At 29.8% G+C, this 19,689-nt stretch carries 20 protein-coding genes; 11 read left to right on the top strand and 9 right to left on the bottom strand.

Annotated features, from left to right (window positions below; translation table 11 throughout):
- Positions 1-58: 58 nt before the first annotated feature.
- From N5E64_RS00325 to N5E64_RS00315, 3 genes are read left to right on the top strand one after another with little or no spacing between them, the layout of a single operon-like run.
- On the top strand, positions 59-436 hold the full coding sequence (locus N5E64_RS00325; protein ID WP_125349135.1) for a CD225/dispanin family protein: 378 nt from the start codon (positions 59-61) through the stop codon (positions 434-436).
- Positions 437-440: 4 nt separating this feature from the next.
- Positions 441-851, top strand: a complete 411-nt coding sequence (locus N5E64_RS00320; protein ID WP_125349134.1) for a DUF2752 domain-containing protein — start codon at positions 441-443, stop codon at positions 849-851.
- A gap of 5 nt (positions 852-856) precedes the next feature.
- Positions 857-1,387, top strand: a complete 531-nt coding sequence (locus tag N5E64_RS00315) for a hypothetical protein (protein ID WP_125349133.1) — start codon at positions 857-859, stop codon at positions 1,385-1,387.
- A gap of 18 nt (positions 1,388-1,405) precedes the next feature.
- Here the strand turns inward: N5E64_RS00315 and N5E64_RS00310 are convergent, their stop codons facing one another.
- Together N5E64_RS00310 and N5E64_RS00305 are read right to left on the bottom strand one after the other, a co-directional pair.
- Positions 1,406-3,163 carry an Ig-like domain-containing protein gene (locus tag N5E64_RS00310; protein WP_280035034.1) on the bottom strand — a complete coding sequence of 586 codons (1,758 nt, stop codon included), beginning with the start codon at positions 3,161-3,163 and terminating at the stop codon, positions 1,406-1,408.
- A 27-nt stretch (positions 3,164-3,190) separates the two neighbouring features.
- The gene (locus tag N5E64_RS00305) at positions 3,191-3,856 is read right to left on the bottom strand and encodes a ComF family protein (RefSeq protein WP_280035031.1); all 666 of its coding nucleotides are present in this window, start codon (positions 3,854-3,856) and stop codon (positions 3,191-3,193) included.
- Positions 3,857-3,890: 34 nt separating this feature from the next.
- Between N5E64_RS00305 and queD the strand changes: the two genes are divergently transcribed.
- Both queD and N5E64_RS00295 read left to right on the top strand, forming a co-directional pair.
- Positions 3,891-4,343 carry a 6-carboxytetrahydropterin synthase QueD gene (queD, locus tag N5E64_RS00300; RefSeq protein WP_180905560.1) on the top strand — a complete coding sequence of 151 codons (453 nt, stop codon included), beginning with the start codon at positions 3,891-3,893 and terminating at the stop codon, positions 4,341-4,343.
- Positions 4,319-5,146 (top strand): UDP-2,3-diacylglucosamine diphosphatase, encoded by an 828-nt coding sequence (locus N5E64_RS00295; protein ID WP_280035029.1) that lies wholly within the window; start codon positions 4,319-4,321, stop codon positions 5,144-5,146. The genes queD and N5E64_RS00295 overlap by 25 nt, the downstream gene beginning before the upstream one ends.
- Here the strand turns inward: N5E64_RS00295 and N5E64_RS00290 are convergent.
- Positions 5,081-6,025, bottom strand: coding sequence for a DUF6427 family protein (locus N5E64_RS00290; protein ID WP_280035028.1), 945 nt, complete (start codon positions 6,023-6,025; stop codon positions 5,081-5,083). The genes N5E64_RS00295 and N5E64_RS00290 overlap by 66 nt on opposite strands.
- A 39-nt stretch (positions 6,026-6,064) precedes the next feature.
- On the opposite strand from N5E64_RS00290, the gene N5E64_RS00285 reads away from it, so the two are divergent.
- Positions 6,065-6,253: a hypothetical protein gene (locus tag N5E64_RS00285; RefSeq protein WP_125349128.1), complete on the top strand. Its 189-nt coding sequence runs from the start codon at positions 6,065-6,067 to the stop codon at positions 6,251-6,253.
- Positions 6,254-6,335: 82 nt separating this feature from the next.
- On the opposite strand, the gene N5E64_RS00280 is transcribed toward N5E64_RS00285, so the two are convergent.
- From N5E64_RS00280 to N5E64_RS00255, 6 genes are all read right to left on the bottom strand, one after another.
- The gene (locus N5E64_RS00280) at positions 6,336-7,730 is read right to left on the bottom strand and encodes an exopolysaccharide biosynthesis polyprenyl glycosylphosphotransferase (RefSeq protein ID WP_125349127.1); all 1,395 of its coding nucleotides are present in this window, start codon (positions 7,728-7,730) and stop codon (positions 6,336-6,338) included.
- 13 nt (positions 7,731-7,743) lie between these two features.
- Positions 7,744-8,832 (bottom strand): glycosyltransferase, encoded by a 1,089-nt coding sequence (locus N5E64_RS00275; RefSeq protein WP_280035026.1) that lies wholly within the window; start codon positions 8,830-8,832, stop codon positions 7,744-7,746.
- Positions 8,833-8,835: 3 nt separating this feature from the next.
- Complete coding sequence (locus N5E64_RS00270) at positions 8,836-9,546, bottom strand: O-antigen ligase family protein (protein WP_185144112.1); 711 nt, start codon at positions 9,544-9,546, stop codon at positions 8,836-8,838.
- 538 nt (positions 9,547-10,084) lie between these two features.
- A complete protein-coding gene (locus tag N5E64_RS00265) occupies positions 10,085-11,146 on the bottom strand; it encodes a hypothetical protein (protein ID WP_280035024.1) in 1,062 nt (353 codons plus the stop codon).
- A 1-nt stretch (position 11,147) separates the two neighbouring features.
- Positions 11,148-12,452 (bottom strand): MATE family efflux transporter, encoded by a 1,305-nt coding sequence (locus N5E64_RS00260; protein WP_280035022.1) that lies wholly within the window; start codon positions 12,450-12,452, stop codon positions 11,148-11,150.
- Complete coding sequence (locus N5E64_RS00255; RefSeq protein ID WP_280035021.1) at positions 12,445-13,416, bottom strand: hypothetical protein; 972 nt, start codon at positions 13,414-13,416, stop codon at positions 12,445-12,447. Before N5E64_RS00255 ends, N5E64_RS00260 begins: the two co-directional genes overlap by 8 nt.
- Before the next feature lie 151 nt (positions 13,417-13,567).
- Between N5E64_RS00255 and N5E64_RS00250 the strand changes: the two genes are divergently transcribed.
- From N5E64_RS00250 to ybeY, 5 genes are all read left to right on the top strand, one after another.
- Positions 13,568-14,164 carry a thymidine kinase gene (locus N5E64_RS00250; RefSeq protein WP_038336222.1) on the top strand — a complete coding sequence of 199 codons (597 nt, stop codon included), beginning with the start codon at positions 13,568-13,570 and terminating at the stop codon, positions 14,162-14,164.
- Positions 14,151-16,616, top strand: coding sequence for a bifunctional UDP-N-acetylmuramoyl-tripeptide:D-alanyl-D-alanine ligase/alanine racemase (locus N5E64_RS00245; RefSeq protein ID WP_280035020.1), 2,466 nt, complete (start codon positions 14,151-14,153; stop codon positions 16,614-16,616). The genes N5E64_RS00250 and N5E64_RS00245 overlap by 14 nt, the downstream gene beginning before the upstream one ends.
- 56 nt (positions 16,617-16,672) lie before the next feature.
- Positions 16,673-16,951 (top strand): hypothetical protein, encoded by a 279-nt coding sequence (locus tag N5E64_RS00240; RefSeq protein WP_280035019.1) that lies wholly within the window; start codon positions 16,673-16,675, stop codon positions 16,949-16,951.
- 63 nt (positions 16,952-17,014) lie between these two features.
- Positions 17,015-19,219, top strand: coding sequence for a patatin-like phospholipase family protein (locus N5E64_RS00235; RefSeq protein WP_280035018.1), 2,205 nt, complete (start codon positions 17,015-17,017; stop codon positions 19,217-19,219).
- 4 nt (positions 19,220-19,223) lie between these two features.
- Positions 19,224-19,649 carry an rRNA maturation RNase YbeY gene (ybeY, locus tag N5E64_RS00230; protein WP_280035017.1) on the top strand — a complete coding sequence of 142 codons (426 nt, stop codon included), beginning with the start codon at positions 19,224-19,226 and terminating at the stop codon, positions 19,647-19,649.
- Positions 19,650-19,689: the final 40 nt, after the last annotated feature.

Here is a 19,689-nt window from a genome sequence, read left to right as displayed (position 1 = left end):
TTATTAAATTTATTTAAACATTTTTTCTATTTTTATTCGAAACTAAAAAAACATTATTATGGATTATTCTAGCCAATCTAATCAAGATTTTAATCAACCACAACAATCTTCTTTTGAAGAAATTAAACCAAAACCAGAAAACAACCTTGTTTTAGCAATCATCGGAACTATTTTAGGTCTTTGTTCTCCTTGTTGTATCGGTACTATTGTGGGTATTATCGCGATTGTTTTTGCAAATCAAGTGAATACAAAACACAATATTGGTGATTCTACAGGAGCTGAACAAGCAGCTAAAAATTCTAAAATATTAGCTTACGTTGCAATTGGCTTAGGTGTAATTGGTGTTATTATAAATGTTGTGATATTAATTACAGGAGGTATGGATGCTTATATGGAGCAATATAAAAGTATTTTAGAAAGCTCTAACGGAAATTAATCATATGATAAAACGGATTTTGGTTTATGGACTATCAACACTTTTACCCATTTTGGTAATTGTCTATTTTTATAGTTATTACAGCAACCAAAGTCCGTTTTCTATCAAATGTATGTTTCATGAAATAACAGGTTTATGGTGTCCTGGCTGTGGCGGTCAACGTGCTTTTTCCTTACTTGTTCACGGACATTTTTTACAATCGTTACGATACAATCTTATTTTGCCTTTTGCACTTTACATTTGTGTACAATTGTATTATGCTATTATTGAAAATATTTTTTTAGGCAAACCAATGTCAGGCAAATTACATCTTCCCGAAAGTTTTGCTAGAAATTTCTTAATCTTCCTTTTGGTTTATTCTATTTTGAGAAACATTCCTCTTTCACCTTTTATATATTTGGCACCAGAAAGTTAGAAAATATGGGATTAGATACTGTTGAATTAATCATGGAATTTGAAAATCATTTCAATATTCGTTTTAAAGATGAAGATATTCAGCAAATAAGTCGAGTTGAGGAAATTTCAAACCTAATTTGTCAAATGATTGATATTACTTCCGAAAACAAAGAAGAATTTAATTCACTTTATGCTTTATTTCAGGATTATTTTGGAAATCATATTCAACTAGCAGATAAAATATCAAATTACTTACAAATAAATAACTTTCAAGATTTAAGCAATTTTTTAAATCTAAAAATTAAAAATTATTCTAATATTTTAAAATATATTTTCTTAGATTATCATTTTATTAAATGGGAAGAACTTACTGTTGAAGAGTTTATCAATGCAATTTTAATTACAAATTGTAAACATCTTTTTGATAACAATACACCTAAAACTCAATATCAAGTTTATTTAATTGTAGGAAGTATTATTTTGGACAGAATAGGTTGTCCAGTTTATGACATACAACCATACGCAAGTATTACGAGAAATTTGCGAATTGACTAAATTAAAAAAATCAGAGAACTATTCCTCTGATTTCTTATTTGCTGTTCGTGGATTTTGACGCTCCTCGCCTTCTTTCAATTCTCCTCGACGTATTCTATTTTTGTCCGAATCTTTGTCATCATTTGGTAAAGAAACTGGTTGATTTGCCTCTCCTAAAACCCAAGTTTCGGTCGCATCCCACATCGCTCTAATTTTAATTGGCTCTGGATACAAATAAATTGGTTCGGGCTGTTTACCTGATAAATAATCGCCAGTATCCCATTTTCCATTTTCGTTTTCATCAACCAATAAACGGAACAAATATTCTCCTGGCTCAATAAAATTGAACTCAAAATAGTTTTTATTTGCTGGATTATAAATTTCTTCAATTACTGTAAAATCTTTATCAGTCTTTAAAAACTGTAAAATAAATGGTTTTGATGGTGTATTTTGAAGCGTTAATTTCAAATGTCCAAAATCTCCACGCGTTCCCATTTTTATAGGATAAGCAAGTGTATCATTCTTCTCTCCTAACACGTCTGTCAACGCATTTGGATAGATATTAACTTCAAATTTTTCATCTAAATTTTTCTCAAAAGCAAAATTCAAATTCTGAGCATTCACTGTATCGATCGAAACTTTGAATGGAATGGAAACCGTATCCTTAAACACATAAATTTTAGATAAATCCAATGATTTTATTGGTGCATTTGCCTGAATTTTAAACGGTTTATTTGGTGCTAATTTTTGATCATTCAATGCTTTAAATTCTAATTTTCGTTCTGTATTCGATTTTGAATATAATGCACTTACTTCATCAATTTGATCTTTATGTTGAACCTTGAAATTCAATTTTGCACTTCTTCCTACAATTGTATCCACTTTTGGATTGAACCAAAAATTAATCGAATCTTGTCTTGGAAACTTCTGAATATAAGCCGTTTTGAATTCTTTCCCAACCGGCGTTATCGTAACATCATCCGTTGCTCCTGTCGTTTTAAAAACAATTAAACCTTCTTGTTTAAAACTCGCTTCAGGTTTACGATAAGCTGGTTTTTGATTGAATAAATTCAAGTTGATTTGTTGATTCGCATTCAGCTCAATTGGTTCGTTATGAAAAGCCAAACGCTCTTTTCCATAATCGTACATCACATTTTCTACCTTATCCTCAAAAGCAATTAATTTATACTTACCCGAAGCCAAATAATTTAATTGATATTCTCCTTTATCATTGGCTCTCGCAATGTAATATGGTTTCTTTTGCAGAATGATACTGTCTTTGTATGTACTATCTACTTTATATAGCCCGACCAATATCTTTTCTGGTAATTTGAAATCATAAGACGAATTTACACGACCTGTTACCTTCAACGAATCGATAAAACTACCTGTCGAAAAAACATATTGAAAGTTTGATAACTTATTATTTTCGTTAAAATCTTGAATCGCATCACCAAAATTGAAACTATATGTTGTATTTGGTAACAATGGTTCTTGAAATTTAATCGAAATATTCTTCTTCGCTAAAGCTTGCGGCGTCACAATTGGAGGAATCTGAAACGATGGCGAAACAACCACATTTTTACTGTATTCTTTCAGAAGAATATACTCATCAAAGTTGATTGTAGCCTCTTGCAAATTGACATCTACATTCGTAGCCAATGTATCTGGATCAGCTTTTAGGAAAACTGGCGGAGTTTCATCTTTAGGTCCTCCTGTTGGTGAACCTTGTCTTGCACAAGAAATAACCGTCAAAATGGTTAACATCAAAAGCGAAAAACGTGTCGTCTTATTCATGGGCGCAAGTTAAGAAAAAGCTTGTTATTAAGCACAAGCAATGGTAATTACACTTATCTTAAAATTTTCAGAAAGATTAAACTTTTTTATTGCCGATGCAATTGTTGCACCAGTTGTTAAGACATCATCAATCAAAATATAATGTCCAGGTTTAAGATTTGGATTGATTTCAAACGCATCTTTCAAATTTTCCAATCGGTGTTTTTTGTCTTCATTTACTTGAGATGAATTGTATTTAGTTCGGATTAATCCATCCGAAAAATAATTTATCTGGTTGATTTCAGCCAACGTTAGTGCAAAATTTTCTACTTGATTGTAGCCTCTTGTTTTCAATCGTTTTGAATGCAATGGAATCGGAATAATTCCGTCATAATCACTCAAATCAAACTTAATCAATTGCGCTAAATCAATTCCAATTTCTGGACGATTCCTATATTTCATTTCGTGTAAAATGGCTTGCGTTGTATTATGATGTTTAAATTCTAACAAAGAAAAAGCGTTTTCGACCTCGCAAAAATTTCTCAATTTATCATAAGCTCGATTATTTTGATCAAAATTAAAATGCGTGAAAACAAGTTTTGTTGAGCACGAAACACACAGAAATTGCGAAGGTTGAATGACGTCTTGACAATCCAAACAACGCATCGGAAAAAATAAATCAACCAAAGAATTTACGATTGTTTTGATTTCCATTACCTTTGCAAATTAAAGTTTAGTACTAAATTTAATGAAAATCATTCGACTTACAAAAGCTTTTACGTTCGAAACTGCACATGCTTTGCATGGTTATGACGGAAAGTGTAAAAATATACATGGACATTCGTACAAATTATTTGTAACTGTGAAAGGAACACCTTCTGAGGACACCAACGATGTGAAACTTGGAATGGTGATGGATTTTGGAGATTTGAAAAAAATTGTGAACAAAGAAATTGTTAATCTTTTTGATCACGCCATTTTATTGAACGAAAATTCGCCTCACAAAACATTAGGAGAAAAATTATTAGCAGAAGGACATAATGTTGTTTTTACAGATTATCAACCGTCTGCTGAAAATATGATTTTATGGATTGTGGATAAAATCAAACCTCTTTTACCAACGAATATTGATTTGGTTGCTTTGAAATTACACGAAACTGAAAATTCTTATGCAGAATGGTTAGCGGAGGACAACCAATAAACATTCAGTTAGAAGCTGGTAAAAAAGCCTATTTTTCTTCGGATCATCATTTTGGTGCTCCGAATGAAAAAGATAGTTTGGTGCGCGAAAAATTGTTTGTAAAATGGCTTGACGAAATAAAAGACGATTGTGGTGTTTTATTTTTGATTGGCGATTTATTCGATTTTTGGTTCGAATATAAACACGTTGTTCCGAAAGGATTTGTGCGTGTTTTAGGAAAATTAGCCGAAATTTCTGATCGTGGAATTCCAATTTATTTCTTTGTTGGAAACCATGATTTATGGATGAAAGATTATTTGGAAGAACAAATCAATGCGATTGTTTTCCGAGATAAGCAGGATTTTATCATCAATGGGAAAGAATTTTTTATTGTTCATGGCGATGGAAAAGGTCCTGGCGATAAAGGCTACAAACGCATGAAAAAGGTTTTTACAAACAAAGTTTGTCAATTTCTTTTTTATCTACTTCATCCCGATTTGGCAATGTGGTTGGGAATTACAGCTTCGCGAAAAAATAAAATGATTTCGGGTGATGAAGATGTTAATTTTTTGGGCGTTGATAATGAATGGTTAATCATGTATAGCCGTAAACAATTGCATCGAAAATACTACGATTATCTAATTTACGGACATCGACATTTACCAATGGAAATTGCGATAGGCAAAGCGCGTCATATCAATCTTGGTGATTGGATTAACTACTTTACTTATGGTATTTTTGATGGAAAAGAATTCGAATTAAAAACTTACCTCCGTAATCAAGGAGAAGAATCTCGGGATTCTATCATAAAAATTATAGATTAGCAAGCAAATCATAAAAACCCAAAGAAATGCCTCTTTTAGCCATTCTATTTTGGGTTTGCTTTCGCTAAAATATCTTGTTAACATTAACATAATGCTAAAACCTAAGAAGGCAAGATAAGCGTCATTATTTCCTCCGTAAAGAATATACGTAATCAACATTGTTCCAAACATAAAATGCATCAACAAAAAGATACGTTTCTTTTGTGCTGTCAATTTATTCACATTCTTGAAATGATTGATAATTGAATAAATTAGAATAATTGCAATTGGAACTAAAAACAATTGTTTCCATTCGAAATGTACCATTGTAAACATTAATTGTTCTTTATAAAAATCGAACATAAAGTAATAATCGAGCAGAAAACTAACTTGAGCAACGATTAATATAGGAAGAATAAATCCTAGAAAACCAAGGATAGGAATTTTTGGTTCTACCACTCTTAAAGTCAAGAAATAAGTAAAAACTACAATTCCTAAGAAAATAAGTGGTGGACTTAATAAAATTGCAAAACTCATAAAAACGCCTATATCAAATGCATTGTACGTATCGTTTTTTTCGGACTCAAAATAGAGTAATTGCACTGTTACATAAGTCACAAGCAACAAACTTCCTGCAATTCGATAATCGGATAAACCTGCAATAAAAGGCATGATCCATAAAATATAGACAAAAGTTGGATAGGATGAAGTCGAAATTAAATCATTCGTATTGTCGATATACCCCACAAAAGCAATCGTCAAAATCGTCAGGACTATGCCTAATTTTTCTAAATTACTCAGATCAATACTGTTAAAATTAGTAACTCCAAGTAACGTAAACAGCACAATGATAAAAATCTGTATAAAAAAATTCCTTTTGTCAAGTAGATTAACCAACATTTTATTAACTTTGATGCAAATTAAGCAATAAACTAGAATATGGGAGTTATAACTGATTTATTTTTTGCGATTGGTGATATTTTCAAATGGACTTTTGAAAACTTATTATCTCCAATTGGCGTTATCTTTGGATGGTTATTTACATTCATCGGATGCGCATTGATGGGATGGTGGTTATATAAAATCGCTAGCTTTGGAACCGAAAATGAAAAAAGATACGAAAGATAATTTATCTTATATTGTATAAAATATATTTTCGAATTAATTCGAGAAACCTCTTATAAAGTTTATAAGAGGTTTTTTTTGTGAATTATATTGCATTTTCATCTCCTTTGAAAATCAAAACAACTGTTTGATAAATAATCTGTAAATCTAAAAGAAGTGACCAATTACGTACGTAAAAAATATCCGTTCGTATACGGTCTTTCATATCTTTATCACAGTCTATAGCTCCACGATAACCTTTTACTTGTGCTAAACCTGTAATACCTGGTTTCACATAATTTCTAAGATTATATTTTCTTATAATTTCACTGTAATGTATATCTTGTGATATCATATGCGGTCGTGGACCTACAAGAGACATGTCTCCGTTCAGTACATTAAAAAATTGTGGCAATTCGTCTAAACTTGCTTTACGAAGAAACTTTCCAATTTTTGTAATTCTATTATCGTTAACTACTGTAGCTTTAATGGAATTTGTTCCATCATTACGCATTGTTCTAAATTTATAGCAGTCAAACTCTACTCCATTGATTCCTCTTCTCTTTTGTTTAAAAAAAATAGGACCTTTCGAATCTAACCTAATTAAAATTGCAATTATCGGAAACAACCAACTCATTATAAAAATTAAAACAAAACAAGAAATGATAACATCAAATAAGGATTTGATCAATTTATTTTCCGCTTTTTCTAGAGGAAATTTTTTAAATCTAAAAATTGGTAAAGTATCAATGTATACAACATCTAAACTTATTAATTCCGTGTTCAACGAATAAGGTATATAGCTTACTTTTATATGATGATCTTCGCAAAAGTTAACAATACTTTGTTCTTGTAATGATATAGGTAATCCTAATTGAGATATAAATATTTCTTTAACTTTATTTGATAATAAAACTGTTTCTAATGAATCATTATCAATAATATTATTTGTTTTGATAATTCTATAGCCATAATGTTTTCTATTCTCTATAATCGATTTAAAACGTGGAGTATTACTATTCTCTCCCAAAACAATAACATTCTTCACATCATTCCCTCTTTGAAAATTGTATCTACTCATAAAAAACACTAGTAATCGTGTAAAGATTAGATAAACAAATAAAATGGTAACAAAATAAACAATTAATTGATTCGCTAATAGCTCCTCTTTTTTTATTCCAGAAATTGTAAAAATAATCAAAGAAAAGAAAAATGTTTGCAACACTATTTTTCGAAGAATTTCTCTAAGAAAATTGACTCTTTTTATAGAATAGAGTTTTACATAATCTGCAATAACAAACCAAGCGATTAATAATAGTAAAATTGCTTTGTAATGAGCATCGAGTAATTCAGAAAAATAAGGAAGTCTAGCTAACTTAGTATGATAAAAATATTGGTATTGATTACAAATAAAAAAAAGTAAACCAAAAATAATAATCAATGCATCTAAAATATAGAATCCTATTTTTATTGAAAAATTAAATTTATTAAGATTACCCATTATAAAATTTACGTTATACTTTTTTTATTTTTGATTCTACGAAATCTCTCATTTTTTTCTCGAAAACTTCATGAGAAAAACTTAATGCATGATTCCTTATTAAAGTCTGATCAAATTGAAGTTCTTCGAACTCATTTATTGCAAAATTTAAACTTTCTTCAGTTTGTTCATCAAAAAAAACACCTGTTTGTTTATCTATTACAGTTTCCACAACACCTCCTTTCGCAAAAGCAATAACTGGTGTACCACAAGCTTGCGCTTCTAATGGAGCTATTCCAAACCCCTCTATACCAACTTGTATAAAAGCTTTTGCCTTACAGATATATTCGCCTACTAACTTCGACTCTAAAAAACCAAAAAAATGGATATTATCTGAGGTCGATAGCTTTACTAGGTCATCTAACTTTTCTCCATCTCCAATAACTATTAACTTCTTTTTGTTTTGATTAAATGCTTTTATAACAACATCAAATCTTTTTATTGAAGCCATTCTACCTACAATAACGTAATAATCTGACTTATGTTTTACAAGTTCAAAATTTTCGAAATTAACGGGTGGATAAATTACAATAGACTCTCTATTATATGTTTTTTTTACCCATTGTTGAACAAACTTAGAGTTAGAAATTATATAATCAGGTTTCTGAGCTTGTTTAATATCAATTTTTCTAAGAATTAATAATAATGGAAAGAATAGATATTTACTTTTACCAAAGTATAGGTCTATTTCGTCCCAGATATAATTTGAATTTCTCGCCTGAAAATAACTTATATGAATTTGGTCTTTTCGAGATTTTGTAACGCCTTTCGCTATAGAATGAGAAGAAGAAATAAAATAATCAACTTCTGGAGAAACTTTCATTCGGTTTATTACCCAAAAGAAAATGAAGTAAAGAAATCTAAATTTATTTTTTAAAATTCTAAGAAAAGTATCGTGAACCTGTATGTTTTTTTGAGGAAAAATTTCCAAAAACTCCTCCTTTTTCATAATATTAGTCAAAGTATACACTTCGTCAAAAAGAAAAATTTGATTAAGCTTTGCGATTACTCTTTCTGCACCTCCGTATTTATCAAGCCAATCAATAATTATAGCTTTTTTCATTTATTATTTTTTAAAGGTTGAAATACTACTAAACAATGAATAAAATAATCCGCTAAAAACAATTCCATCAAATCGAATTAAAAAATCATCCGTTAAATTCGAAATAAAGAACAACGTTCCAAAACAAATAAATAGTGATTTGAAATTAAGTAAATCTATGCTTTTATAAAACGGAAAAAATATATAAATACAACAAACTATAAAGCCTATAACTCCAAATTTTATTGAGAAATCTAAGAATTGATTATGAACTGGAAATTCGTACTTAGCTAAGAAATGTTGATTTGTCTTTTTATAATAATCAAAAAGTTCTTTTTTACCCATCTCTGCTCCTGTTCCAAAAGGTAAATTTTCTTTTGCGACTTCTACAGATGCTTTCCAAATAGAGACTCTTGTCACCAAAGCATTAAACACTACAATTTCTGGATTTTTAATTTCATCTAGCTTTCCAACTTTATCCATATGTATAAAAGTAACCGAAGAGTATTTCTCGTACATATAAGGATTAAGTTTAACAAAACCTCCTATTATTGTGGTAGTTATCATTAACCCTGCGAATAAACCAATCATTGTTTTCTTTAATGAAAATATAGAAATAAGTTCTCTTACCAAAATAATAACAACGCAAATAATAACAGCTAATAACGTGACACGAGTATTGACAATTAGGACTAAACAAAAGGAAAGGAAAAATAGAATGATGTTAAAAAACATTCTATAAAATTGTTTATTTACAATTGATTGAATCAAAAAATAAAAATGAACTACACTCAAAAATCCAACCTGTAAATTAAGTAATGGTGCATGCGAGCCTAATGAAATTGCAAATTGATAACCAATTTCTATCAAATCAATTCCATTAATATATTTCGTTATTTTCTCAGGAAAAATTAAAACAAATCTTACTAAAAACCCTAATAATATAACGAGAAACCAGATCCTATATTGATTTAGAATAAAATTGATATTCAAGTTTTTATTCGTTAAAACAAAAATTGGAAAAATAATTAATGTCAATAATTTTTCTACAGATTTGAATCCTCCTGAAATTGTATCATTATTGAAAAAAAACAGTAAACTAATTAATAACGGAGAACTTATGATTAGAATATCTTTAAAATGTTTTTTTTCAATAATGATAAACTTATAATGAAGTAAATTAAACACTAAAAAAAGTATAATAATAGGTGTACAAATACTCCTAAAAACAATTGTACATGCAATTAGTATGATCAATAACTGATTAATTTGATTATACTTTTTTAGAGAAACTATCATAGTAGAAAACGTAATAAAACAATGGTAAAATTCCAATTTTGTGTCTAACTGCTGAACCTAAATCTGGCTCAAAAACACTTTGGATTGCTAGATAAGAAAACAGAAAATAAAATATCCATAATATTCTATTATTCTTTATCGGATCTTTTATGGCCCACGAAAAACGAACTATAAAAATTATTGTAAATAAAATCTGCCAAATAATAAATAGAAAAATTCGAGGTGATAATAAATGCTTATATTCTACAATTGGGAAATTAACTGATAAAAAACTATAAAAAGTATTCACTAACTCTGCTAATAATCCTGTAGGTTCTAATGGAGGAATTATCATAGAGTTTGCATCTTCAGAGCCTTGTCTAACTTCATTTACAGAATTTCTTGCTAAATCAGAAAAAAATTCTCCCTTTGCTAAATAATGTAACGCTGAAAATAGAATTATTACTAATACACTTATTATTATTATTCCGAATGTCCTGTTTGTGTACTTTATTTTCGAAATAAAGTATAATAAAATAGATATAACAGGTATTAATGCAAAATAAGACCTGAAGAATATTCCAAATATTATTAATATTAAAAAAGAATATAAAAGTGATAAATCAAACCCTATTTTTTTAGATTGAAATAAGAAAACAATTTGTGAAATAAATAGAAATGTAATAAACTCTTTTGAAGGCATTGAGATAAAAATTCCTATCATCAAAAAAGCTAAGTAAACAATTATATTTTTTATAGTAAGGATATGAAAATCCTTTGGTACACCTATTTTGAATAAAATAATATAATAAAAAAACAACTGAAAAACACCTACTACATTAAAAGGTAATTTACCTAACTGAGTATATTTATAAAAAGACATTGTAAGCGGATAACTTCCTTTGAAACCTGCTTCATTATAATAATCAAAAACAATTGTATTAGCATCTATAAAGAACTTCTGTGGCAATACTTTCTCTCCTATCAATGCGATAAGAATTGACAATAAAAAAAGAAGTATAAATGTTAACTTATTTTTTTGTAGAGTAACTCTCATTTCAATTGATATAAATTTTTATTTTATCCTTTTGGTAAATATATATAACAGCACATAAGTTCCAAAAAAGAATTGTTAAAACATACGTTATAGACGCTCCTATTATTCCAAATTTAGGAATCAAAATTAAATTCAAGGAAAGATTAATTAGCAAAGCAATCAATAGAAAACTACGAAAAACTTTTGGTCTTCCTGTCATATTCAAGTAAGCAGCCGAACTTCCTAAACTTGAAATTAAAATTTGTCCAATAACAAGAATTAATAAAGCTGTTTTCGCTGCAATATATTCTGCTCCAAATATTGGTAAAATGTAATCAGAAAATAAAATAATTATTAAGCCTATTGTTACACTTAACAGAAAAATAAATCGACTCGAATGTCTTAAAACCTTCTTTAACTCGTCTAACTCATTCTTCAAATAAAGTTCAGCTATCTGTGGCGAAAGATTAACATTGATGCTTAAAATTACCATACTCAAAATTGCCATTATTTTTATTCCCAAAGCGTATAAAGCCACATCTGAACTCGAAAAATAGTTTCTCAAAATAATAATATCAATTGTAGAAAATAAATAAACTGCAAAGCTACTTATTCCCATTGGCAAAGAATAATCTATTATTTCGCGATAAGTTATTGATGAATAATTATGTTTTGATTTCGGAATTTTACTCAAAAGGACTAATACAAAAACTGAAGTAATAAGACCTAGAATTACAAAACCTAAAATATAATAAAAGACAATACTTTCCTCTTTTTCACTTCCATATAAAATGATTGCGCCAAAGATAACAGGAAAGAACTTGAATGTATTTCGAAATAATTCAGACCAAACAATTTGGTCAAGAGCTCTCAAAACCTCCGTATTAAAAAGAGTCCAAACATTAAAAAATAAAAACAATATACTATAAGATGTTATTTTATATGAGTTTTCCGAACCAAAAAAAGAATTAATAAAAGTTGAATCAAAAAAAATAAAAAAAATAAGTCCTATTATTAAACAAAAAAGAAAACTTAGAATTGATATTTTATAATACAATTTTTTTAGTTCATAAAATCTTTCTTCGCTTTTCAATCTTCCTGCGAAATATAAAATAGAGATATCTGTGCCGAACAAACAAATACTTCCTGATACGAGTAAAAACATACGAGTAAACTCGTAATCGCCCACCACAGAAGAATCAAAATTTCGATTAAAAAAAATAGTAAAACCAAATAACGTCAATACACCAATTCCTCTTAAAAAAAGTGTGATTAAACCTTGTTTAATTTCCTTGTTTTTGATAATATTTTTGCTCTTTTCAAGCATTTGTAATTTTTGTCTTTTGGTATAGATTATTGTACTTCGCATACAAATATTTGATATAAGACAAAAACAAGTAGAAACCAATCAAAAAAAGTGGTAAAATAACTACCATTTTTTCATATATCTTTTGGTGTATTTTATTGTTAAAAGATGTATTAACAGGATAAATAGTAGATTTATACTCAATTAACTTAGTATTAATATCAACTAATTTTTTCATATAATAATCTTTCATCTCAATTACATTAGATAATTGATCATAACTATTAATATTCAAATCTTTACCAACAACAGAAACACTTCCATTTCCTAAATTTTCTAGAATCTTATTAATTTGTTCAATACTCTTTTCTGCTTGTTGTTTAGCATTAGTTTGATTTTTAATTGCGAAAGCAGACCTTTGTTTATAATATGGTTTAGAATTAATAGTATTTAATAAAAAATCAATGATTTTTTGAGAATTCACCGATGAATTTGTTTTCAACGTGATTAAATGATATTTATAATTCTTTTTAAACTCTTCATTTTTCAAAATTTTAGATAAATCTTGTCCATTTGATGTTAATACTTTAAAAATTTCCAAATTATCCTTATCTGTAAGAATACTATTTATATTTTCTATAGATTCTATTCTTAAATCTACAACATCATTCAAAAAGTCATATTTAGATTTGTTCGAATTTAAGTTCGATTTAAAATTTTCTACTTCTGAATAAAGTAAATCGACGCTATCAAAATTTGGAACAACAACAACTTCTGTTTTAAAATTATTTTTTGATTTTTTATCAAAATAAACCCCAAGAGATATACCTAAAATGAACAAGATAATTACTATTATTTTGTTTCGAATAATAAAGTTGATTAATCGTAGGATTAAAAAACCTATTGATAGAAAAAAACCTTTAATTTTCTTCGCTAAAAAAACCAAATCAATTTCTTGATTATTATTTTCTTGTTGAGTTTCCATAAAATAAATAAGTGTTGTTGTTATAACATTAAAGTTTAGAACGCATTTATTTAACTTTTCTTATATCTCTATCTTCATTTAATTTTTTACTTCATTCAACTAATTTATTCCGTAAATTTGTTCTCACATTTTAATCTAAATTATTTGAACTATGTTCCTCGAAAATACCTTTAATCATAACAAAAAAAGTGGATGGATAGAAGTCATCTGTGGCTCAATGTTTTCTGGTAAAACCGAAGAACTTATACGCCGTCTAAAACGTGCCGAATTTGCCAAACAACGTGTCGAAATCTTCAAACCTACGATAGATACGCGTTATGCGGACCGCGAAGTCGTTTCACACAATCAAAATTCTATTACATCAACGCCAGTTGAGTATTCTTCAGCAATTTTATTATTGGCTGATGATTGCGATGTGGTAGGGATTGATGAAGCACAATTTTTTGATGAAGGAATTGTAGACGTAGCCAATCAATTGGCAAACGAAGGCAAACGCGTTATTGTTGCTGGTTTGGATATGGATTTCAAAGGTCGTCCTTTTGGTCCAATGCCCAATTTAATGGCGACTGCCGAGTATGTAACAAAAGTGCATGCAATCTGCGTTCGTACAGGAAATTTAGCCAATTATTCGCACCGAAAAATTGACAGTGATCGTCTTGTAGAACTTGGCGAAGTACTAGAATATGAACCATTAAGCCGAGTTGCTTTCTGGGAAGAACATAACAAACATAAAGTTGAAAACTTATAATCTAAATCAAATTGCAAGTATCATCAACGGTACTTTGATTGGAAATGGAGACGAAATCATCAATCAAATTTTCTTTGATTCGCGCATGATTGTCAATCCAATTCACGGAATTTTCTTTGCTTTTCACGGAAACCAAAAAGACGGACATTTGTTTTTGCAAGATGCTTATCAAAGAGGAATTCGAAATTTTGTCGTAGAAAAAGCGTTGACAAATTTGCCTCATGCAAATTTTATCGAGGTTGAAAATCCGCTACTTGCTTTGCAAAATTGGGCAAAAATTCATCGCAAACAATTTCATTTTCCTGTGATCGGAATTACCGGTTCCAATGGAAAAACGATTGTCAAAGAGTGGTTGAATCAATTGTTATGGAAAAAATTCTCGATTGTTCGTAGTCCAAAAAGTTACAATTCTCAATTTGGAGCAGCACTTTCTGTTTTGCAAATGGAAGAGAAAAACGATTTGGGTATTTTCGAAGCTGGAATTTCGATGCCAAATGAAATGCAAAATCTCGAAGAAATTATTCAACCAACAATAGGTGTGTTGACAAAAATCGGAGAAGCGCATTTAGAGAATTTTAAAAATCAAGATGAATTGATTCAGGAAAAACTGAAACTATTTTCTCATGTTGATAAATTAGTTTTCAATATCGAAAACGAAAAAGTTCATCAAGCTATTCTTGAAAACGCTCATTTAGCAAAAACAGATAAATATACTTACGGTTACTCCAATTCTGCCACTGTACAGATCAAGCAAATACAAAGTAATCAGACTAATACGCAAATTTCTATTTTACATAATCAACAAGAATTCACCTATTCGATTCCTTTTATCGATGATGCTTCGATTAAAAATAGTTTAATTTGCTTAACGACTTTAATTAGTTTAAATATTGATTATAAACAACTTAAAAACGAATTTAGTCAACTTCTACCAATCGAAATGCGTTTGGAAATTAAAGAAGCGATTAATCATTCAATTTTAATTAATGATACATTCAATTCTGATCTAAATTCATTAAAAATTGGTCTAAATGTGTTAAATCAACAACCACGCGATAAAAAATCGCTGGTTTTGACGGATATTTTACAAAGTAATTTATCTGACGAAGATTTATATCAACAAGCTGCCGATTTAGTGAATCCTTATCATTTTGATGAGATAGTTTTAATTGGTGAAAAAATTTCTCAGTTCAAACATTTATTTGAATCCTATGTTCGTTCATTCAATTCGACTGAAGAATTCTTAGAGCAGTTCCGTCATCAAAACGTCGACAACGAAGCTATTTTATTAAAAGGCGCTCGTCCGTTCAAATTAGAAAAAATTTCGAGTGAATTAGAAACACGTTCCAACGATTCTGTTCTCGAAATTAATTTGCAACACCTTATCGAAAATATAAATGTGTACCGCTCATTGCTAAAACCTACCACAAAATTGATGTGCATGGTAAAAGCGAATAGTTATGGAACAGGAAGTTTTGAGGTGGCAAATACCTTACAAAATAACGGTGTCGATTTCTTGGGCGTAGCGATTGCAGACGAAGGAAAAGAATTGCGCGAGGCTGGAATTACCGTTCCAATTATCGTCATGAACCCGGAACAAAGTAGTTACTCTACTGTTATCGATTATCAATTGGAACCAGAGATCTATAGTTTGCGCGTCTTGAAATTATTCATTCAGAAACTACAAGAAAAACAGATTTCTTCGCCTTATCCAATTCACCTAAAAATGGAAACGGGTATGAATCGTCTTGGTTTTCATGAAGATGATTTCGAAGAGCTAATTGCCATTCTAAAAGATAATTCGCATGTCTATGTTCGCTCTATTTTCACGCATTTAGCAACTGCTGATATGCCTGAGGAGGAAGATTATGCGAGATACCAATTGAATCGTTTTGACAATAGTTATGCGGCAATTACAACTGCGTTAAACATAAAACCAATCAAACATGCGTTAAATTCTCCTGGAATTGTAGCATATGGAGAGCATCAATATGACATGGTTCGCTTAGGAATCGGGATGTATGGCTACTCTGAATATACCGATTTTATGGAGAAATATTTGAAACCTGTTGTGCGTTTCAAAACGGTAATCTCTCAGATTTCTGAGATTGAAAAAGGCGAAACTGTAAGCTATGGTCGTCGCTTTACAGCGGAACGTCATACCAAAATTGCAACTTTACCTGTAGGTTATGCAGACGGAATTCGTCGTTCGCTTGGTTACGGAAAAGGAAAAGTGGGTATTAATGGACATTTGGCTACAATTACCGGAACCATTTGTATGGATATGATGATGGTTGATGTTACCGATATTCCATGTAAAGAAGGTGACGAAGTGACTATTTTTGGAAACTCGCCAACTTTAGCTAACGTTACCGAATGGTTAGGAACAATTCCTTATGAAGTCTTAACTTCGGTTTCCCAACGTATAAAACGCGTTTATTACAAAGAATAATTTATTGAAAGAGTTACAGAAAAGTAGCTCTTTTTTTGTAATTTAAAAAAAAATAAATGGATAAAATAATTAGATTAATTGAAGAGTATAGTAATTCTGACGATTCTCTGAACAATGAATTCGAATTAGAAATAACATCTGAACAGATTCTTTTTTATTTAAATGATTTTATCTTAAATGAGGATGATTATCCAACAGAAATTTATGATTCATATCCACTTTCTGTTTCACAAATAGAAAAACTAAAGCCTTTTCTAAAACTAAATAAAGCTTTTTCTGCAGACTTTTCGAAATTTTCATATTATTTAAGTTGTTATGAAAATAATGTAGAATAGGTTAAACAATTCTACAACTTAGATTCAAAATTGCTATCTTTATTCCTCAATTTAGATCAATTTATGCGCAGTCTTTTTGCTTTCATTTTCATTATTTCAACCATTTCTTTTGCACAAGAAACGAAGAACGATTCAACGCGTCTAAAAGTGGGTGTTGTATTGAGTGGTGGTGGCGCAAAAGGCTATGCACATGTTGGCGCTTTGAAGAAAATTGAAGAAGCTGGAATCAAAATTGATTACATCGGAGGAACAAGTATGGGTGCGATTATCGGTGGATTATATGCCGCTGGATATACACCTGACGAACTCGAGAAAATCATGCATCAATTGGACATTTCTTCATTGATTATGCAAAATAAAGATCGTGCAGAGATTCCTTTTTTCGAGAAAGCATACAAAGAAAAATACATCTTAGAATTACCTTTTGATAAGTTCAAATTAACGATTCCAAATGCCATTTCAAAAGGTCAAGGTCCGCTTGATTTATTGACTTATTTATTGCGTCCAGTTCATGATATTGATGATTTCAATAAACTTCCAACGCCTTTTGTTTGTATTGGAACTGATCTCGAAACTGGAGAAGAAAAAGTCTTTCGTTCGGGATTCTTACCTCGCGTTATTTTGGCTTCTGGCGCTTATCCAACGATGTTAGATCCTGTCACAATTGATGGTAAAATATATGTTGATGGTGGCGTTGTCAACAATTTCCCCGTGAAAGAAGTGAAAGATATGGGTGCTGATATTATTATCGGTGTTGAGCTGGGTGATGGCTTACAAAAACGTGATGATCTAAATTCTGCTATTGATATTTTGAGTCAAATTATGACGATGAGTATCGTTAAAAAAACAGATGAACAAAAGAAATTAGTCGATTTATTGATTAAACCAGAGCTAAAAGAATATGCAGTTACAAGTTTTGATGAAGTAGATTCTATTTATAATCGCGGACTTATTGCTTCAGAAAAAGTGTATGATCAACTCAAAGAAATTGCAAAAAAACAGCATGCTTCGAACAAAACTCGAAACGAAATCAAACTTGATGATTATGTTTTGGTCAAAGAAATCGAAGTTGAAGGATTGAAAAATTTCAACACAAATTATATCGAAGGTAAGCTAAGAATTCGTACTCCTGAAATTATAAAATATGATGATTTAAAAGCTGGAATTTCGAAACTATATGCTTCTGGAAACTTCAATAATATCACGTATAAAATCTCAGAAATTAACGATGAAGAGAATTTATTGACGTTAAAAGTTCAAGAAAATAAGACCAAACAATCAATCCGTTTTGGATTACATTACGATGATTTATTCAAAACAGGATTACTTTTAAACTTCACTTCAAAGAATTTATTCGTCAAAAACTCGGTGCTATCTGCTGATGTTGTGGTTGGAGATTATGCGCGATATAACATCAATTTTTTCATTGATAATGGTTATTTTCCAAGTATTGGTTTCAACTCTTTTTCGCATTATTTTGACAAAGAAATTGATTTAAGAAACTTCTTTGGTCAGGATAATATCTACAAAAAAGTAAATTATAACTTTAGAGAATACATCAATCAACTCTACATTCAATCAACGATTAAAGAAAAATATGCGATTGGCGTTGGATTGGAGCATCAATACACAAAAGTTTTCACGAATAATTTCATCTCTTCTAATGACGAATTTCCTGCAAAATCCGAAGGTTATTATTGGAAAGCGTATGGATATATTAAAGCAGATAATCGAAATAATGCAAATTTTGCGCGTAGTGGTTTAAAATTTGATGGAAGCTTTAAGTATTTGTTTGATTCTAATGTAACTGGATTTGAAAATAACTATTTGTTAGAATCGAGTTTAGAGGCAAATTTTCCGTTAAATAATTTCCTAAGTTACAGATTTACTGCTAACTTTGGAACCTTTTTCAACGATAATGTAACAATGCCTCAGAAGTTTTATATCGGAGGTTATGTTGAACAAGATTTTTTAAATTATACCAAGTTTTATGGGCTTCCTTTTGGCTCTGCGATTGGCGACAATCAATTGCTTTTTGGCTCTCATATTCAAGCTCGAATTTTGAAAAATCATTACACAAGTGTATTTATGAATATTGCAAATATCACAGATAGATTTGAGCAATTAAGTTTAACAGATTACAAATATCTTGGGTATGGCGTTACCTATGGCTACGATAGTCCATTAGGACCTTTAAATTTCATTTGGAGTTATTTGCCTTACACAAAAAAAGGATTATTTAATTTAAGTTTAGGTTACTGGTTTTAGAACAATGATAGAATTATTTTACGAAACAGATTTTGAGCTAAAAGATGCTCAAACTTGGATAGATTGGATCGTAGAGAGTATGAAGAATGAAGGGAAAACAATAGAAGATTTAAACTATATTTTCTGTGATGATGAATACTTACTTCAAATTAATCGACAATATTTAGACCACGATTATTACACAGATGTTATCGGTTTCGATAATTCTATTGAAGACGAATTGATGGGTGATATTTTTATTAGCGTCGAACGAATCAAAGATAATGCAGAGCAAAATGGTGTTTCTTTTGAGGACGAATTGGCTCGTGTTGTTATCCACGGAATATTACATTTTGCTGGTTATATGGACAAAGAACCAGATGACAAAGAATTGATGACTGCTAAAGAAAATCAATATTTAGAAACGTTTAGTAGCTATCTAAATCAATAATGTTCCACGTGGAACATTTATTATTTCAACAAGAAAAATA

It is taken from the genome of Empedobacter sp. GD03739 (genome assembly GCF_029843245.1).
Taxonomy (GTDB): domain Bacteria; phylum Bacteroidota; class Bacteroidia; order Flavobacteriales; family Weeksellaceae; genus Empedobacter; species Empedobacter falsenii_B.
This window is presented reverse-complemented; position numbering and strand designations above follow the sequence as displayed.

Excerpts from the sequence above, each read along its gene's own strand:
- N5E64_RS00315 (WP_125349133.1), top strand. The coding sequence starts at position 857 with ATGGGATTAGATACTGTTGAATTAATCATGGAATTTGAAAATCATTTC.
- N5E64_RS00275 (WP_280035026.1), bottom strand. The coding sequence starts at position 8,832 with ATGAAAAAAGCTATAATTATTGATTGGCTTGATAAATACGGAGGTGCA.
- N5E64_RS00280 (WP_125349127.1), bottom strand. The coding sequence starts at position 7,730 with ATGGGTAATCTTAATAAATTTAATTTTTCAATAAAAATAGGATTCTAT.
- N5E64_RS00285 (WP_125349128.1), top strand. The coding sequence starts at position 6,065 with ATGGGAGTTATAACTGATTTATTTTTTGCGATTGGTGATATTTTCAAA.
- N5E64_RS00325 (WP_125349135.1), top strand. The coding sequence starts at position 59 with ATGGATTATTCTAGCCAATCTAATCAAGATTTTAATCAACCACAACAA.
- queD (WP_180905560.1), top strand. The coding sequence starts at position 3,891 with ATGAAAATCATTCGACTTACAAAAGCTTTTACGTTCGAAACTGCACAT.
- N5E64_RS00320 (WP_125349134.1), top strand. The coding sequence starts at position 441 with ATGATAAAACGGATTTTGGTTTATGGACTATCAACACTTTTACCCATT.
- N5E64_RS00305 (WP_280035031.1), bottom strand. The coding sequence starts at position 3,856 with ATGGAAATCAAAACAATCGTAAATTCTTTGGTTGATTTATTTTTTCCG.
- N5E64_RS00310 (WP_280035034.1), bottom strand. The coding sequence starts at position 3,163 with ATGAATAAGACGACACGTTTTTCGCTTTTGATGTTAACCATTTTGACG.
- N5E64_RS00290 (WP_280035028.1), bottom strand. The coding sequence starts at position 6,025 with ATGTTGGTTAATCTACTTGACAAAAGGAATTTTTTTATACAGATTTTT.
- N5E64_RS00235 (WP_280035018.1), top strand. The coding sequence starts at position 17,015 with ATGCGCAGTCTTTTTGCTTTCATTTTCATTATTTCAACCATTTCTTTT.
- N5E64_RS00270 (WP_185144112.1), bottom strand. The coding sequence starts at position 9,546 with ATGTTTTTTAACATCATTCTATTTTTCCTTTCCTTTTGTTTAGTCCTA.
- N5E64_RS00265 (WP_280035024.1), bottom strand. The coding sequence starts at position 11,146 with ATGAGAGTTACTCTACAAAAAAATAAGTTAACATTTATACTTCTTTTT.
- N5E64_RS00295 (WP_280035029.1), top strand. The coding sequence starts at position 4,319 with ATGGTTAGCGGAGGACAACCAATAAACATTCAGTTAGAAGCTGGTAAA.
- N5E64_RS00260 (WP_280035022.1), bottom strand. The coding sequence starts at position 12,452 with ATGCTTGAAAAGAGCAAAAATATTATCAAAAACAAGGAAATTAAACAA.
- N5E64_RS00255 (WP_280035021.1), bottom strand. The coding sequence starts at position 13,416 with ATGGAAACTCAACAAGAAAATAATAATCAAGAAATTGATTTGGTTTTT.
- N5E64_RS00240 (WP_280035019.1), top strand. The coding sequence starts at position 16,673 with ATGGATAAAATAATTAGATTAATTGAAGAGTATAGTAATTCTGACGAT.
- N5E64_RS00250 (WP_038336222.1), top strand. The coding sequence starts at position 13,568 with ATGTTCCTCGAAAATACCTTTAATCATAACAAAAAAAGTGGATGGATA.
- ybeY (WP_280035017.1), top strand. The coding sequence starts at position 19,224 with ATGATAGAATTATTTTACGAAACAGATTTTGAGCTAAAAGATGCTCAA.